The 15,714-nt window shown below is 71.8% G+C and carries 13 protein-coding genes; 3 read left to right on the forward strand and 10 right to left on the reverse strand.

All coding sequences use genetic code 11. The features are described from left to right. Nucleotides 1-30: 30 nt before the first annotated feature. From ABZV06_RS26880 to ABZV06_RS26915, 8 genes are all read right to left on the reverse strand, one after another. Nucleotides 31-1,068: a hypothetical protein gene (locus ABZV06_RS26880; RefSeq protein WP_355624939.1), complete on the reverse strand. Its 1,038-nt coding sequence runs from the start codon at nt 1,066-1,068 to the stop codon at nt 31-33. Nucleotides 1,069-1,173: 105 nt separating this feature from the next. Further along, entirely contained in the window at nt 1,174-1,860 is a 687-nt protein-coding gene (nfi, locus tag ABZV06_RS26885; RefSeq protein ID WP_355239845.1) for a deoxyribonuclease V, read from the reverse strand. Nucleotides 1,861-2,324: 464 nt separating this feature from the next. Next, nucleotides 2,325-2,984 carry a tetratricopeptide repeat protein gene (locus ABZV06_RS26890; RefSeq protein WP_355624941.1) on the reverse strand — a complete coding sequence of 220 codons (660 nt, stop codon included), beginning with the start codon at nt 2,982-2,984 and terminating at the stop codon, nt 2,325-2,327. Continuing rightward, on the reverse strand, nt 2,981-3,574 hold the full coding sequence (locus ABZV06_RS26895) for a DinB family protein (protein WP_355624943.1): 594 nt from the start codon (nt 3,572-3,574) through the stop codon (nt 2,981-2,983). Before ABZV06_RS26895 ends, ABZV06_RS26890 begins: the two co-directional genes overlap by 4 nt. A gap of 139 nt (nt 3,575-3,713) precedes the next feature. Next, entirely contained in the window at nt 3,714-4,049 is a 336-nt protein-coding gene (locus ABZV06_RS26900; RefSeq protein WP_355624945.1) for a hypothetical protein, read from the reverse strand. Nucleotides 4,050-4,150: 101 nt separating this feature from the next. Further along, the gene (locus ABZV06_RS26905) at nt 4,151-8,434 is read right to left on the reverse strand and encodes a toxin glutamine deamidase domain-containing protein (protein ID WP_355624947.1); all 4,284 of its coding nucleotides are present in this window, start codon (nt 8,432-8,434) and stop codon (nt 4,151-4,153) included. Between the two features lie 16 nt (nt 8,435-8,450). Further along, entirely contained in the window at nt 8,451-8,783 is a 333-nt protein-coding gene (locus ABZV06_RS26910) for a hypothetical protein (protein ID WP_355239735.1), read from the reverse strand. Then, the gene (locus ABZV06_RS26915) at nt 8,780-9,202 is read right to left on the reverse strand and encodes a YbaB/EbfC family nucleoid-associated protein (protein WP_355239732.1); all 423 of its coding nucleotides are present in this window, start codon (nt 9,200-9,202) and stop codon (nt 8,780-8,782) included. Before ABZV06_RS26915 ends, ABZV06_RS26910 begins: the two co-directional genes overlap by 4 nt. A 78-nt stretch (nt 9,203-9,280) precedes the next feature. Between ABZV06_RS26915 and ABZV06_RS26920 the strand changes: the two genes are divergently transcribed. Next, nucleotides 9,281-10,516 carry an SUKH-3 domain-containing protein gene (locus ABZV06_RS26920; protein WP_355624949.1) on the forward strand — a complete coding sequence of 412 codons (1,236 nt, stop codon included), beginning with the start codon at nt 9,281-9,283 and terminating at the stop codon, nt 10,514-10,516. On the opposite strand, the gene ABZV06_RS26925 is transcribed toward ABZV06_RS26920, so the two are convergent. Then, nucleotides 10,513-11,955 carry an aldehyde dehydrogenase family protein gene (locus ABZV06_RS26925; RefSeq protein ID WP_355624951.1) on the reverse strand — a complete coding sequence of 481 codons (1,443 nt, stop codon included), beginning with the start codon at nt 11,953-11,955 and terminating at the stop codon, nt 10,513-10,515. The two genes, ABZV06_RS26920 and ABZV06_RS26925, sit on opposite strands and share 4 nt — an antisense overlap. 143 nt (nt 11,956-12,098) lie before the next feature. On the opposite strand from ABZV06_RS26925, the gene ABZV06_RS26930 reads away from it, so the two are divergent. Next, entirely contained in the window at nt 12,099-13,535 is a 1,437-nt protein-coding gene (locus ABZV06_RS26930; protein WP_355239723.1) for a gamma-aminobutyraldehyde dehydrogenase, read from the forward strand. Between the two features lie 3 nt (nt 13,536-13,538). Further along, nucleotides 13,539-14,870: a 4-aminobutyrate--2-oxoglutarate transaminase gene (gene gabT / locus ABZV06_RS26935; protein ID WP_355624953.1), complete on the forward strand. Its 1,332-nt coding sequence runs from the start codon at nt 13,539-13,541 to the stop codon at nt 14,868-14,870. Nucleotides 14,871-14,933: 63 nt separating this feature from the next. On the opposite strand, the gene ABZV06_RS26940 is transcribed toward gabT, so the two are convergent. After that, a complete protein-coding gene (locus ABZV06_RS26940) occupies nt 14,934-15,599 on the reverse strand; it encodes a hypothetical protein (RefSeq protein WP_355624954.1) in 666 nt (221 codons plus the stop codon). Between the last annotated feature and the right edge of the window lie 115 nt (nt 15,600-15,714).

Consider the following 15,714-nt stretch of genomic DNA (forward strand, 5'->3'; position numbering starts at 1 on the left):
GCGTATCGGAGCGGCCGGGCCCCGCCCCGCTCAGCCGGGGAGCCGGGGCATGAACACGGTGTGATCGCCGCCGTCGGGGTCGTCGGGCCCCGGGCGAGCACCCGGAGCACCGGGGGCACCCGGCAGCAACTGAGTGGCGTCCGGCGAAGGCGTGGCGGGTCGCGCTCCGTAGACGCCGCCGGGGGCGGGCCGGGGAACGGGCACCGTCGGCGGCTGCTGGCCGTACACCGGGCCGGGGTGACCGGGCACGGCCGGCGACCCACCGCCGGCGCGGTAGGTGGTGCCACCGGGGTTGCCCGGCAGCGGACCCTGCTCGTCGGCCGGCGTGCGGTCCTGCCGGAAGCGGCGGACCAGCAGCACGATCAGCAGCAGACCGATCGCCACCAGCCCGATGCCGACGAACATGATCGGCGAACCACCGCCGGACTCGGCGGCCACGGCCGTCGTGGAGGGCGCGACGGAGGCCGGACCCAACGCGGCCGGGTCCACCACCTCGCCCGCTGCCGCGACCTCGGTCGGCGTGGGGCTCGGAGTGGGCTTCTTCGACGGCGTCGGGGTGGGCGACGGGAAGACCCGTCCGGAGACCTTCGCCGTATCGGCACCATGCCCCAACTGCTGGCCGGTCGCGGTGAGACCCGCACCGGTCACGTAGAGCCGACCACCCGGCGCACCGGCGGCGAACGCCACCCGGTACCGCACCGTGATGCTCTTGCCCTTGCACAACGTCGGCTTGGCCGGCGAGGTCTGCCCGGTCGTCACGGTGCCGCCACCACCGGAGACGCTCACCGGCAGCCAGTGCCCGCCCGTGTTGACCTGCACCGCCACCTGATCCGGCTGGAGACCATCGAGGCGCAGACCCAGCGCCGTGCGCAGCAGGACGCATCCCCCCGAACGCTTATGCACCGCGACGTTCACACCCTGGGGAGAACCTCCGGCGGCGAAGCTGCTGGCCGCACCCACACGGACCGAGTCCTCGTCGGCCAGCGCGGGTGACGCACCGAGCATCACCAGGCCGACCAGCAGACCGCAGACCGTCGCGAGCCGTGCGGCACGTCGACGCAGCGTCATGATCACCTCACCGTTTCTCCCCGGACGGGGTCCGCCGGTCAGGCTACTACCGGGCCACCCTTGCCACCTGTCATAGAGCGCCCCGCATGTGTGCGGCGTTACGGTTTACGACCCGCCTCCGCTGCCGCGTCCGGCCCGGGCGAGAGCGTCCCGGCAGAGCCGGTCGGCGGTCCGCGTCGTCTCGGGGAGCCGATAGCGCGGCGTCAGTGCGAGCACCCGGGCAGTGGCGTTCTCCAGACTCATCCGGTGCCCGACGCTGACGAACACCGGCTTGACCCCGTCCTGGGTACGCAGCACCCGGCCGACCACCTCACCCCCGTCACGCAGCGCCGACCAGGCACCCCGCTCGGCGGCCGGGGCGTCCCACTCGCCGACCAGCGGCGTCTTGCCCACCCCGATCGCGGGCAGCCCGGTGACCACCCCGAGGTGACAGGCCAGCCCGAACCGGCGCGGATGCGCCACCCCGTGCCCGTCACAGACCAGCAGGTCCGGGATTGTCGCCAACGTGTTCAGGGCGGCAAGCAGCGCCGGCACCTCGCGGAAGGCGAACAACCCCGGCACGTAGGGGAACGCCGGCCGGCCGACGCTGACCGCCGTATCCACCACGGCCAGCGTCCGGGCGTCCAGCACGGTCACGGCCGCCGCGAGAAGGTCACCGCTATCGGCGTACGCCACATCCAGGCCGGCCACCGTCTCCGGCGCGAGCGGACCGGGCCCGACCAGGTCGACCAGCGGCCGCAACTCCTCCTGTACGGCCACCGCCTCCGCGACCGAAAGCGGAGCTCGTGTCAGCGCCACCTGTGATTCACCCGACCTCGGCGATGTCGCGGTATTCCGAACCCCGGACACCCCGACCTCGGCGATGTCGAGCCGATCATGCTCGGCGACGGCATACCGGTCACCTCGTCTCCGAGCTGCCCTAACGGGAGGACCGGCTCGCGTCGCCGTCTCCGGCCGGAGTCGACGCCCCGACAGACTCCTCGTCGGTGCCGCCGTCGACTCGCCTCCAGGGAGCACCGCACGCGACACCGACGAAGACGGCCATGGCGACACCGAACGCCACCCCTCCCTTCGGGCCGAACGAAGGGATACCGATCGCGAGGCCGAACAGGAGGCTGATCACCCACGCCCAGAAAACAGACCTGCTACTGCCAGTAGTGGATCTCGCCATGGAACGGTGTTAATGGGCACGGCCGAACAAAAGGGAGCGCCCGCAGTCGAGCGTTACGCTCCGGGACCCGCTCGCCCAACCGCCATCAGGCGAGTTTCAGCTCGTCGCGGGCCTCGTCGATCCAACGGGCGATACCGTGCGCGCCGCTGCTGGTGGCCAGTGACGCGGCCTCGTCGAGCAGGCCACGGGCGGCGTCCCGGTCGCCGTCGCTCGCCGCCAGGTCCGCCAGCCCGATCAGGTTCGCCGCCACTCCCGGAGTGAAGCTCAACCTCCGGCGCAGCCGCGTCGACTCCTCCAGCAACTCCCGCGCCGCCTCGACCCGGCCGGCGGCCTGCTCGCCGAAGCAGAGGTGCCGCAACACGTACGACAGGGTCAGCTCGTCCCCCGCCTCGGTCGCCAGCTCGCGCGCCCGGGCGAAGGCCGGGTCGGCGGGGGCCTGGTCCTGCCGGATCACCTGGTGGACCGCGCCCACCCAGAACAGCGCCTCACCCTCGCCACGGGCGTCACCCAGCTCGCGGAAGAGCTGCGCCGCCCGCTCGAAGAACGGCAGTTCGGCCGCGTCCTCCACACCGGTCCCGAGGAAACGGGCGTGCAACAGCCGCCCACGGGCCAGGGCAGTGTCCGCCTCCAACGCGACGAGATCCCGCTCGGCCTCGTCCAACGACGTGGCGTCACCACCGAAGACGGCCTGCTCGTAGCGCTCCTGCGCCCGCGTCAACCGGACGTCGAACCCTTTGGTTATCACTGACCCACCCTTCCGTCGATACGCTCGCGTAGGAGATCGGCGTGGCCATTGTGCCGCGCGTACTCCTCGATCATGTGCACCAACAGCCTGCGCAGCACGATGACGTTGCCGTCGCGTTGCCGCCCCCGCACGTCGAGATCCGCAGCCTCGCTGACGAACTGTTCGGAGAACGTCACCTCCGCACGCCAGGCCCGGTACGCCTCGGCGACCACAGCGGAATCGGCGACCGCGCCGTCGAAGTCGCCGTCCGGATCGTCATCGGAGCAGTACAGCGGGGGCGCGGTCTGGCCGGCCATCGTCCTGCGGAACCAGCCGCGCTCCACCTCCGCCAGGTGACGAATCAGCCCGAGCAGCGACATCGTCGACGGTGGCACCGCCCGCCGGGCCAACTGCTCAGCGTTCAACCCGTCGCACTTGAGCTCGAACGTGAGGCGCTGGTCGCGCAGATACTCGACCAGAACGCTCCGCTCGTCGGCGAAGTTGCCGTCCGAGCGCGGGTCGTCGTCCGGATGGACGAACAGGTACGACCAACCGAAGGTCCGCGTGGGTTCGCCGTCGGAGGTCGTCGCCTCGGCACCTGAATCAGCCATGCGGCGACTCTTGTCGATACCCGCCTACACCAGCAACCGGGAACCCGCTCGGTCGTCTGCGTTGGTCAGCGGGACCCGGTGGCAGAAGGGCCGGCAGCACTTCGACGAGTGGGCCCACGCCCGCGCGTGATGATCTCAATTAGCCGGTAGCCAAATCGGGATCGGCACCCGGATCGCCGGCTGCACGGAGTTGCTCCTCGAACATCACGAAGGTGCGCTGTCGAATCCCCCGGATCAGAGCCTGCTCACGCGGCGTCAGGTGACGCCCCTCAGCGGCTGCCAGATCCTCAATCGATCGCACCGTCTCGTACAGCGCGAAGATTGGCCCGTCGCCCTCAAGGTAGTGGGCACGGAACGCCTCTACCTCCTGAACGAAATCCGCCTCCGAACACCGGAAAATGTCTCCGCCCACGGCGAAGACGATCTCTGTGAAGAGTTCGCTCTTCACCTGCCATCCCCCCGTGTCGATGGCCACTCGCCACACCCGGGCCCCACCATCGGGTGTCTTCACGATCTTGACGGGAGACTGGTGATAGAGGTAGTAGGACGGAAGCATTAGACCGGGCATTTGCACCACTAGAACTTACCTTCACGGGTCGATTGAAGGGCTTCCCAGAACAACTGCTGCTCGCGTCGGAGAATCCCATCCGCGATCGCCGCTTCGCGCCCTGTCAAATCTCGGCCCTCAAGGCGGGCCAGGGCATCGATGTCGCGGCGTACCTCATACAGCGCATGCTCCCAGACCGCCACCGCGTCAAGTGCTGCCAGGTGCAGACGGAACTCCGCCAGGTGCCCATTTCGCGTTCGCAGGACAAGCTGCACGTCACGGTAGCCACTACTCATCGGAGTGATGAAACGGTCGTCGCACCGGACGATCACGACGCCCGGGCTCTCCTTGATCCGAGCAAGCGCAGCATAAAGGTCATCGAGAGAGCTGAACTCAACCTTTGCGGCCGCTAGGTCCAGCAGCGTCGACGCGTCGCCTTGCCGGCTGTTCACCTTGTCCTCGGCTCGCCGTCGATCCTTGGGCTGGGAGCGCCAACCTGGGTTACCCACGGAACGACCATCTACAACAGACAGAGACGTCGCGAGGCGATTCAGGTCGGCCTGGGCGCTGACTGCTGCCGCATATAGATCGTTGAGATAGCTTCTTCGATAGTCGGGATCGTCGATCCGGCGCCTGTCGAAACCTGGTTGGGCCACAGGTCCCCGCCGCATCTGCAAGCTGGCGCTGATCCGCAACTGATCGACGGTGAGAGGTGTGGGTTCCGGTTGAGACAACGCCGGACCAGGCTCCGTGTCCGGTCCCGCTGCTCCCCGCGCATTGATGTCATCGAGCAGCTCGGCAAGGGCGTCGATGGCTTGTTGGTGACTCGCCAGGTGGTGCAGCGTCAGCGGGCGGGCCGTCAGTGACGCCGCCAACTCGGGGGTCCCCAGAATCACCCGCGCCAGATCCGGTGCCTGCGCCAGCTGCCGGGCCAACGCCTCGGCCAGCTTCGGCTCATTCTGGGGCGGCTCTCGCAGGGCAGCGTCCAGCATGTCGTGGACACGAGCGTCGGCGAACAACCGCGACACGTCCTGCGCTGCTGCGTCGTCGAGGCTGGGCACCAGCCGCCGGAGGCTCGACGGGTCGACCGCCCTCGCGAAGTCGACGGGACTCATCCCAGCCGAGAAGACCTCATCCAGACTGCCGCTCTGCGCGAGCACCCGGCTCGGATCACGGCCTGTCGCCGGCCGACCGTCCGACGGGGACGGCACAGCGTCCGGCGTCGAGCCCGGGCCGTCCAGCAACAGGTACATGCGGTTGACGTACGGGTCACCGTGGCCGCCGTCGTCGTACCCGGGTGGATGGGTCGGCAGGTCGGGGCGCTCACTGAAGCGGCCCCGCGGCAGCCCGCCGAGCGGCATCGGCCGGCCGTCTCCGCTCAGCACCAACGCGTCGATGCCCACCACGTCGGGATACAGCGGCCGGTCGCGCACCAGCCCGGTCTGCGGGTCGACGTAGAGCACCGTGCCGTTCTGGTTGAGCGCCACCCAGGCGTGCGAGCCGCCGCCGGCCCACTCGGTGATCAGGAACGCGTAGCTGCCGTGGCCGCCCAGCAGCAGTTGGTCGTGCAGGTTGGCATACCCCTGCCGCGCCTGCGTCGGGTCTGGTCGTTGACCGGGGGCGAGTACGCGTTGGAAGCGACCACCGGTGACGTCCTCCACCCGGCCCGGGCCGCCCGCCTCGCCGCGGATCGGTCGTCGGATGTCACCGTCCAGGTAGCCGTCGAAGGTGCGCGGCGCGGACACCCGAGGTCGCCCGTGCACCCAGGTCTCGAACAGCGACAGAGTGCAGTCCAGACAGTTGATGCCCCGGGTGGCGTCGGCCTGCGGGCCGCCGTCGTTCAACAGGCGGAACCAGCCGCCCTGGCGCGGATCGGCGGTACGTCGGACAGTGCCGTCGCGCTCGCGGGGCATCTGCCGTTCGACGTCGACCTGGTGCAGCGCGAGTGGTGGCCGCAGCCCGCCCGGCTGCCCGTACGGGCGGGTGTCGTCGATCGGCGGGGGGACGTCGTCGCCGGTGAGCAGGGACGGACCGGTGGTCTCCACCGCGCCGAGCGCGAGGGCGCCGACGTCGGTGTTGGCGTGCGTGAACGATCCGTCGACCAGGTCGACGACCGGCGGCGCCGTGACGCCTGCCAGCACGTCGTTGGCCAGGTCACGCCAGTGGGCGTACGCGCGTGTCTCGTCGTTCGCCGCCCGCTGCCAGCCGTCGGCCCACTGCCGGTGACCGGTCTGGTGCAGGTGTCGGGCGTAGTTGGCGTACTCGACGGCCCTGCGGTCGTGTTCTTCGGCCCGTGCCCGCAGACGGGCGGCCTCGACCTGCCGGCGGTTGTTCTCGAAGCCGATCCGCTGCGACTCGAAGTGGCCCTGGTAGCGCCGCCGCTCGGCGGCCTCCGCCTCGGCGACCCACTGGGCCGCGTACCAGTCGTCCACGTCGGTCGTCGACACCGCCGGATCGCCGAACGCCACCACGTCGACGGGCACCGGGGCGCGACCTCGGGCCCTCTGTCGGGGTACGCGGGCCGGCGCGGGCGTCTCCCGCGTCGCGGGCCGCTCGGGTGCGGAGTGTCGGCCCTCCGGCGCACCGAGCAGCACGCCCCCGCCCGTCTGGGTCGCGACCCCGCCGTGCCCGGTGCCGGTGTCGGGGGCGCTGACCACCGGCCCGGGAGGCGTGAACGGGGACATCACCGCGGGGGTGGTCGTCGAGGCGGGACCGGCGGACAGGCCCGCAGCGCTCGCCGCCACGCCGACCGGAGGCGCCACCCCCACCGACGCTCCGCTCGACGGAGCCAGAGGAACCGACGACGGCAGAGAAGCCGACGAGGCAGTGGGCGGGGTAGCCCCGACCAGGCCGGTCGACGAGACAGCCGGGGCGGGACCACCCGTCGAGCCGGACGGAGGAGCCTCGACGGCTGGCCCGCCGCCGAGCACATCGATGGCGCCGGCCGCGGGCGTGGAGACCGCCGAGAGCGTGAGGGCTGCCGCGCCAGCAGGACGCCCCGGTTCCGCAACGTCCGAGAGGACGGGGTCACCGTTTACGGTCGGGAGCACCGGATCGCGCTCGACGGTCGACAGTGTCGGACTCGTGCTCTGCTCGCCACCCGCCGATCCCACGGCCTCGGAGGCTGTCGGCACGGGAGCGCCGACGACATCCGACCCGGGCACCGCCCGCGCCGCGCTGTCATCATGCGCCGCGGCAACCGGCAGGGTCGCGGGCGACGACCCGTGTCCCGCCAGTTCGGGAGTCGGTGCCTGCGGGATCGGCAGCGGCGGGCCGCTGAGGGATGCCCCGGCCAGCGCGTCGGCCTGTGCGCGCAGGCGCGCCTGCAAGGCGTGGTCGGCCTGCGCGGTCGTCGATCCGGTGACGCCGGACGCGGCGGCACGCACCACATCGTCCACCGAGGTCAAGCCCTGCCCGGTGGCGATGCTGGCGGCGCTCTCGGCGAGCATCTCGCCGGTCATCTCCCGACCCAGGTGCTCGCCGATGCGGGCCGCACGGCCGGTCATGTGGCGGCCCAGGCCGGCCAGCGGCGCGACCGCTCCCCCGGCGAGCCCGCCGACCGCCGACGCGCCCAGGTCGGTCAGGTCGACGCCGTGCGCCCGGCCCGTGGAGTTCTGGTACGCCTGCGTGGCGAGGCTGATCCCGGACTCCTCGGCCGCCTCCTCCAGCCCTTCCCGGGTGGCCCGCTTCGCGAGCCCGCGCGCGCCACCCTTGGCGACCTCCTTGGCTGCCCGCTCACCAGCCTCCGTGAGCCCGCGCCGCAGAGCCTTGCTCGCCAGTTGGCCCATCAGGCGCTTGAAGATCTGCTGGATCAGCAGCCGGGTGGCGGTGACCGCCGCGCCGGCCGCCGGCGACGCGGCACCTGCGGTGAGCAACGCCGCCACGGCCACCGACAGCAGCTCGACGACCAGGATGCCCAGCTCGATCCAGACCTCGATCTTGGCACCCTCGATGTCGCAGCCGCACTCCTCGACCAGGCGGCCCAGGTCGGCGGTGACCGCGAGCAGCACCGGCAGGGGCGCGTCGTCGCTCTCGGCGATCCCACGCCAGGCCGCCTCGAACGCGGCGTCGACGGCACCGACACCGCCGTATCCGCTGCGTACCTCGGTGGCGGCTGCGGCGGCGTCGGCGTGCGGGCCGGCGAGGACTGCGGCGACCGCGTACCACCGGTCGGCGAGGTCCCAGACGGCCCGTTCGTTGCCCTCGGGCCACTGCACGCCGATCACCCAGTCGAGGGCCTCGTAGATCCAGCCGGGCACGTCCCAGGGCGCGTAGTCCAGCGGGTGCGGGATCGGGCTGGGCAGCACGCTCATCCGGATCGTCCCGCCGTCAGCGCTGGTCGGCGGCCCGGTCGAGCCGGGCGGCGCTGCTCTGGTCGGTCTGCACGCTCGCGTCGACCGCGCTGACCACGTCGACGCCCAGCTCGGTGAGCCGCTGCCCGATGCCCGCCCAGGCGCGCAGCACGGTCTGCTCGATGCCGCGGTAGCTCTGCTCGAACGCGCCACCGATGTCGTCACGCCCCCACGGACGGGCACCGCTGGCGGCCTCGATCTCGCCGCCCTCGGACGCCCGTCGGGCCGTCACCGCCTCACCGGACAGGGCCAGGTCGGCGCCACCGCGCCGAGCCCGGGACGCGTCGAGCCAGAGCTGACCGTCCGTCATGCCGGCCCCTCGCGTCGGCCGAGCACGGCGTCGGCACGGCCGAGCAACGTGCCGAAATCACCGGTACGCAGGAACTCCGCCGAGCCGGAGCCGGAGGGCATGGTCTCGGCGACCAGATCCTGGGTGGCCTGGGTGGCGGCCGCCACGGCGGCGTGCACCGTCTCGGTGACCTTTCGGCTCAGCGCCTCGGCGTCGCGGTCCCGGTAGATGGCCGGGGCCAGCACGACCTCGATCAGCTGGCCCTGCGCGCCGACGGTCGCCGTGACGTGGCCGTCCGCCGAGCGCCGGGTCACCCGTAGCTGGGCGAGGCGCGCCCGCAGAGTGTCCAAACCAGACCTGAGCTGCTGGTACTGGCCATACACGTCGTCGAATCGGGCTCGTAGCTCGCGATTGGCGTCCCGGTCCACGCGTTCGCTCACCGCCACTCCTCCCGTCACCGTCGGTATCCAAGACCATACCGGCCGCCATCGATCCGCGTAGTCCGGTAGTTTCGGTGTGTGATCGACCGTCAGCAGGCTGAGCAGCTCGCGTCCGCCTGGGCCCGACGCGACTCACAGCGCCTCGGCCACGAGTGCATCCCGGTGGTCGACGAGTTCGACCTGGGCTTCGTCATCACCTCGATCGTGTCGGGCGCAGCGCGGGCGATCCCCGGCGATCTGCCGACCACTGTCATCGACAAGCGCACCGGAAAGGTCACCACCTGGCCCCGGGTGCCGAGCACCGTCGTGGCGGACCTGTACCGGCGCAGTCAGCCCAGCGGGCCGACGGCGCCGCAGACGGTCGACGCGTCGAGCCTGCTGATCCGGGAGATCCATCGAGGCCTGACGCCGAACACGGTGGCGCACCTGACCCTCGACGGTCGCATCTGGACGGCCCAGGGCACCCGAGGAGCCGCCACGCTCAACCACCACCCGCTCGTGCGCGGCTACCTGGACGAGAGGCCCCCGGGCGAGCTGGTCCGCGGCGTCGAGTGCCACGCCGAGCTGATCGTGGTCTCCGACGTGCTGCACGAGTACGACCACCGCCGGGCCGCCGAGGGCATCGAGCCGATGGGGCGGGCCGAGGCGGCGGCCCTGTTGGACGCCGCCCGCTTCGAGATCTTCCGGGTTCGTGAGCCGGGCGACCCGGCCGGCGGCGCTGCCGAACTGCCCTGCGACTCGTGCACCGCGTTCCTGGTACGCGCCAACGTCCTGCCGGAGTCTGCGCGGGCCTACACCGAGACGTGGCTCGCACCGGCCGAGCCCGACCCCGATCCGGGCCGCTTCCCGCCGGAGGTGACGAACGCGCTGGTGGCGGCGGGGTGGCGCCCGCACATCGGCGATCAGATCATGGCCGCCGCCGGCGTACGCGATGTCACCGCCGTTCCGGGCCGGACCCATCGGCACGAGGTCTTTCCCGCTGCAGTGGAGGCGCTGACCGCGTTCCCCAGCCTGGTGGGTGCCCGGCGCGGCCCGGGCGAGCAGGTGTGGATCTCCCGTTTCGACATCCGCCCACACATGATCGCGCATACCGCCGACACGCTGGCCGACCTCGGCGCGGTGCTCGGCGTACGGCTCTTTCCGATCGGCACCGAACAGCAGGACAGCATCCTCGCCGTCGACGAGCGAGGCCGGATCTTCGCCCTCGACCAGGCCGGCGACTGGTTCCTCGGCGACACGATCGACGCCGCGCTCACCACGTTGCTGCTGGGCCGTGCTCCCGCCCGCGTACGCGACGACGGCACCTGGGCCTAGAGCGGGATCCCGGTCAGCACCAGGACGCGCGGCTCGGTGTAGTCGTCCATCGCGCTGCGCAGACCCTCCCGGCCGACGCCGCTGCCCTTCACCCCGCCGTACGGCATCTGGTCGGCCCGGTACGACGGCACGTCGCCGACGATCACGCCACCCACCTCGAGAATTCGCGCGGCGGTGAAGGCCACGTCGAGTCGCCGGGTGAACACGCCCGCCTGCAACCCGTACGCCGAGTCGTTGACCGCCGCGAACGCGGCCTGGTCGTCGGCGACCGGGGTGACCACCAGCACCGGCCCGAACACCTCCTCGGCGACGACCTTGGCGCCGGCCGGCACGCCGGTGAGGACGGTCGGGGGGTAGGTAGCGCCGCTGCGGACGCCGCCCACCTCGACCGTGGCACCCGCCGCGACGGCCTCGGACACCCACGTCTCGACCCGGTGGGCCGCGTCCTCGGACACCATCGGTCCGACGTCGGTCAACTCCGAGGCGGGGTCGCCGGTGCGCAGCGCGCGCACCGCCGCCACCAGCCGGGGCAGGAAGTCGGCGTACAGCGCGTGGTGCACGTACACCCGCTGCACGGCGATGCACGACTGACCGGCCTGGTAGTTGGCGAAGGTGGCGATGCGCTGTGCCGCGAAGCCCAGGTCGTCGGCGGACGTCCAGTCCGCGCAGAGCACCGCCGCCGCGTTGCCGCCCAGTTCCAGCGTCACGTGCTTCTCCGGTACCTGTCGCCGGATCGCCGCCCCGACAGGCCCGGACCCGGTGAACGAGACGACCGGCAGCCGGGGGTCGGCGACCAGCTCGCCCGCACGGTCGTTGGGCAGCGGCAGCACCGAGAACATGCCGGCCGGGAGGTCCGTCTCGGCCAGCAGCTCGCCGAGCAGCAGCGCGGACAGGGGCGTCGCCGGCGCCGGCTTGACGATGATCGGCGCGCCGACCGCGATGGCCGGGGCGACCTTGTGCGCGACCAGGTTGAGCGGCGGGAAGTTGAACGGCGCGATGCCGAGCACCGGGCCCCTCGGCACCCGCCGGACCAGTGCGATCCGACCGGCGGCGGCCGGGTCGGTGTCGAGTCGTTGCAGCTCACCGGAGAAGCGCCGAGCCTCCTCGGCGGCCCACCGGAACGTCGACACCGCCCGGCCGACCTCGGCGCGCGCCCACTTCACCGGCTTGCCGTTCTCGGCGGTGATCAGGGCCGCGACCTCGTCGGCACGCTCGGCCAGCCGACGGGAGACGTGGTCCAGGGCCGCCGCGCGGACGTGCGCGGGCAGGGCCGCGGCCTGCGCGGCCACCCCGGCCGCTGCCGCGACAGCGGCGTCGACCTGGTCGTCCGTGGCAAAGGTGGTACGTCCGACCGCGCGCCCGTCGTACGGATGGTGGACTGTCAACTCGCCCACGCCCGAGGCGGGACGGGAGGCGACGAAGAAGGCTGCGGGTTCCACGTCGTGCAGCGTAGACGAGGCGACAGCCGACGGAAACAGTCGCCGCATCCCTTGTCTGCTGCGGATTCAGTAGCGAAGATGGCAGGAAGATTGCGATAACCGCCGCAGACCGCACCCCCGGCCCCCCTCGGAGTGATCCCGCCATGAGTGACCAGCAGCAGCTGCGCAACTTCGTCAACGGCTCCTACGTCGAACCGGCCGACGGCGGCTACGCCGATCTGGTCGACCCCTGCACGGGCGAGGTGTTCGCGCAGGCGCCGGTCTCCGGTGCGGCCGACGTCGACGCGGCGATGAGCGCCGCCGCCACCGCCTTCGAGACCTGGCGGGAGGCCACCCCCGCCGAGCGGCAGAAGGCGCTGCTCAAGTTCGCCGACGCCGTGGAGGCACGGGCCGACGAGCTGGTCGACGCCGAGGTGCGCAACACCGGCAAGCCGCGCCAGCTCACCCTGGAGGAGGAGCTGCCGCCGGCGGTGGACGAGTTCCGGTTCTTCGCCGGGGCCGCGCGGCTGCTGGAGGGGCGCTCGGCCGGGGAGTACCTGGCCGGGCACACCTCGTACGTGCGGCGCGAGCCGATCGGGGTCTGCGCCCAGGTGACCCCGTGGAACTACCCGCTGATGATGGCGGTCTGGAAGATCGCCCCGGCCCTCGCCGCCGGCAACACGGTCGTGCTGAAGCCGTCCGACACCACGCCGGTGTCGACGCTTCTACTCGCCGAGATCGCCGCCGAGTTCTTCCCCCCGGGGGTTTTCAACGTGGTCTGCGGCGACCGAGACACGGGTCGTACCCTCGTGTCCCACCCGACCCCGCGGCTCGTGTCGATCACCGGCTCGACCCGCGCGGGCATGGAGGTGGCCGCCGCGGCGGCCTCCGACCTGAAGCGCACCCACCTGGAGCTGGGCGGCAAGGCCCCGGTGGTGGTCTTCGACGACGCGGACGTGGCGGCGGCGGCCGAGGCCATCGCGGTCGGTGGCTACTTCAACGCGGGGCAGGACTGCACGGCCGCGACCCGCGTGCTGGCCGGACCCGGCGTCCACGACGACTTCGTGGCGGCGCTCACCGAGCAGGCCCGCGCCACGAAGACCGGCGCGCCGGACGACGCCGACGTGCTCTACGGCCCGCTGAACAACGCCAACCAGCTCGCCCGGGTCAGCGGTTTCGTCGACCGGCTGCCCGACCACGCGGCGATCCAGACCGGCGGCTCCCGGCAGGGCGAACGCGGCTACTTCTACACACCGACCGTCGTGTCCGGGCTGCGGCAGGCCGACGAGATCATCCAGGACGAGGTGTTCGGCCCGGTCATCACCGTGCAGCGCTTCTCCGACGAGGACGAGGCAGTGCGCTGGGCCAACGGCGTCGACTACGGCCTGTCGGCGTCGGTCTGGACGCGCGACCACGGCCGGGCGATGCGGATGACCCGACGGCTCGACTTCGGCTGCGTCTGGGTCAACACGCACATCCCGTTCGTCTCGGAGATGCCGCACGGCGGCTTCAAGCACTCCGGGCACGGCAAGGACCTCTCGGTCTACAGCCTGGAGGACTACACCCGGATCAAGCACGTCATGCACAACATCGAGGGCTGACCGGTGAGCGCGAGGAGTGAGCCGGGTTTGCGAGCCCCGCAGTCGCGAACGAAGAGCGCTGCGGTGCCGTCCTCGGATGAACTGCACAGGCGGCGGGGCAGCGCGGTCGCCCGCGGGGTCGGGAGTGTCATCTCGTCCTACGTGGACAGCGCCTCGGGCGGGACGATCACCGACGTCGACGGGCGGGAGTGGATCGACTTCGCCGCAGGCATCGCGGTGACAAGCGTCGGCAACTCCGCGCCGACGGTGGTCGAGGCCGTCCGCACGCAGGTCGAGCGGTTCACGCACACGTGCTTCATGGTCGCGCCGTACGAGTCGTACGTGGCGGTGTGCGAGCAGCTCAACGCGTTGACGCCGGGCGGGTTCGAGAAGCGGTCGGCGCTGTTCAACTCCGGTGCCGAGGCGGTGGAGAACGCCGTCAAGATCGCGCGGCATGCCACCGGACGGCCGGCGGTCGTGGTGTTCGACCACGCGTACCATGGCCGGACCAACCTGACCATGGCGTTGACCGCGAAGAACATGCCGTACAAGCACCGCTTCGGGCCGTTCGCCGGGGAGATCTACCGGGTGCCGATGTCGTACCCGCTGCGCGACGGCGGGCTCTCCGGCGCCGAGGCGGCAGCTCGGGCCATCGAGATGGTCGAGAAGCAGGTCGGCGCGGAGAACGTCGCCGCGCTGCTCATCGAGCCGATCCAGGGTGAGGGCGGTTTCGTCGTACCCGCGCCGGGTTTCCTGCCCGCGCTGCGTGCGTGGGCGACGGCCGCCGGGGTGGTCTTCGTCGCCGACGAGATCCAGACCGGCTTCTGCCGTACCGGCGACTGGTTCGCCTGCCAGCACGAGGGCGTCGAACCCGACCTCGTCACCCTCGCCAAGGGCATCGCCGGTGGTCTGCCCCTCGCGGCGGTGACCGGCCGGGCCGAGCTGATGGACGCGGTGCACGTCGGCGGCCTCGGCGGCACGTACGGCGGCAACCCGATCGCCTGCGCCGCCGCGCTGGCCACCATCGAAATCATGCACGAGCAGGACCTGGCAGGCGCGGCCCGCCGGATCGAGTCCGTGCTGGCCCCCCGGCTCCGGGCCATCGCCGAGCGGGACCCCCGGGTCGCCGAGGTACGCGGCCGAGGCGCGATGCTCGCCGTGGAGCTGGTGCAGCCGGGCACCCTCGCCCCCGACCCGAGCGCCACGGCCGCCATCTCGGCGGCCTGCCACGCTGCCGGCCTGCTCACCCTGACCTGCGGCACGTACGGCAACGTGCTGCGCTTCCTACCGCCGCTGGTCATCTCCGACGCGCACCTCGGCCGGGGCATCGACATCCTCGACGCCGCGTTCGGGTGACGGTGTGAAGGGGCCGCGTGGGGCCCCTCCACGCACGTCACGCGTGGGGCCCCTGCACGCACGTCAGCGCAGAACCTCGACCGTGTTGTTGCGGACGAGGTTCTTGCCCGGCTCGCGGATCTGGTCCATCGCCGCCGCGTTGAGCAGCACACAGCTACCTGACGGGCCGGTCACCGTCACCGTGGTCGCCCGGTCGTTGTCCAGGTTGGTCACCCGCAGTCGCGTACCGACCGGGAACTGCCCGCTGGTCGCCGCCGGCGCGGCGTTCTCGGCGAAGAAGGTGATCGCGCCCGAGCAGACCGAGCGGGGTACCGGGCGAGTGGCGGCGGGCGAGGCGGCACCGGGGCGTACCCCACCGGGCGCCGGCTGGGCGACCGCTCCGTCCAGCCTCTCCACCACGTTGCGGCGGATCACGTTCTTGCCCGGCTCCCGCACCAACTCCATCGCGGCCGCGTTGAGCAGCACACAGCTCCCCGACGGGCCGGTCACCGTCACCGTGGCGGCCCGGTTGTTGTCCAGGTTGGTCACCCGCAGTCGCGTACCTACCGGGAACCGGTCGCTCGTCGCCGCCGGCGCTCCCGCCTCGGCCGAGAACATGACCGACCCGGAGCAGACGGACGGCCGTGCCGCAGCGGTGTCGGCGAACCCGAACCCGGTCCCCACCGCCACGCCCGCCGCGGCGACAACCGCCACGGTCACCGCCAGCACGTGCTTGCGCTGCACCCTCATCGCCGTCACTCCCGCCCTAGGTGGTGTTCCCTCACCGCCTGGTACGAAAAGCAACCCCAAACCGTTCACCCCCTCCCCCTCCCCCCCCCCACACATCCCGAGAGCCCACCACGGA

This window comes from Micromonospora sp. NPDC005172, from assembly GCF_040608555.1.
Taxonomy (GTDB): domain Bacteria; phylum Actinomycetota; class Actinomycetes; order Mycobacteriales; family Micromonosporaceae; genus Micromonospora.

What these genes read in the sequence shown, in the direction of transcription:
- ABZV06_RS26895 (WP_355624943.1), bottom strand. Translation starts at nt 3,574, where the DNA reads ATGGCTGATTCAGGTGCCGAGGCGACGACCTCCGACGGCGAACCCACG.
- ABZV06_RS26905 (WP_355624947.1), bottom strand. Translation starts at nt 8,434, where the DNA reads ATGAGCGTGCTGCCCAGCCCGATCCCGCACCCGCTGGACTACGCGCCC.
- ABZV06_RS26880 (WP_355624939.1), bottom strand. Translation starts at nt 1,068, where the DNA reads ATGACGCTGCGTCGACGTGCCGCACGGCTCGCGACGGTCTGCGGTCTG.
- ABZV06_RS26930 (WP_355239723.1), top strand. Translation starts at nt 12,099, where the DNA reads ATGAGTGACCAGCAGCAGCTGCGCAACTTCGTCAACGGCTCCTACGTC.
- ABZV06_RS26940 (WP_355624954.1), bottom strand. Translation starts at nt 15,599, where the DNA reads ATGAGGGTGCAGCGCAAGCACGTGCTGGCGGTGACCGTGGCGGTTGTC.
- ABZV06_RS26910 (WP_355239735.1), bottom strand. Translation starts at nt 8,783, where the DNA reads ATGACGGACGGTCAGCTCTGGCTCGACGCGTCCCGGGCTCGGCGCGGT.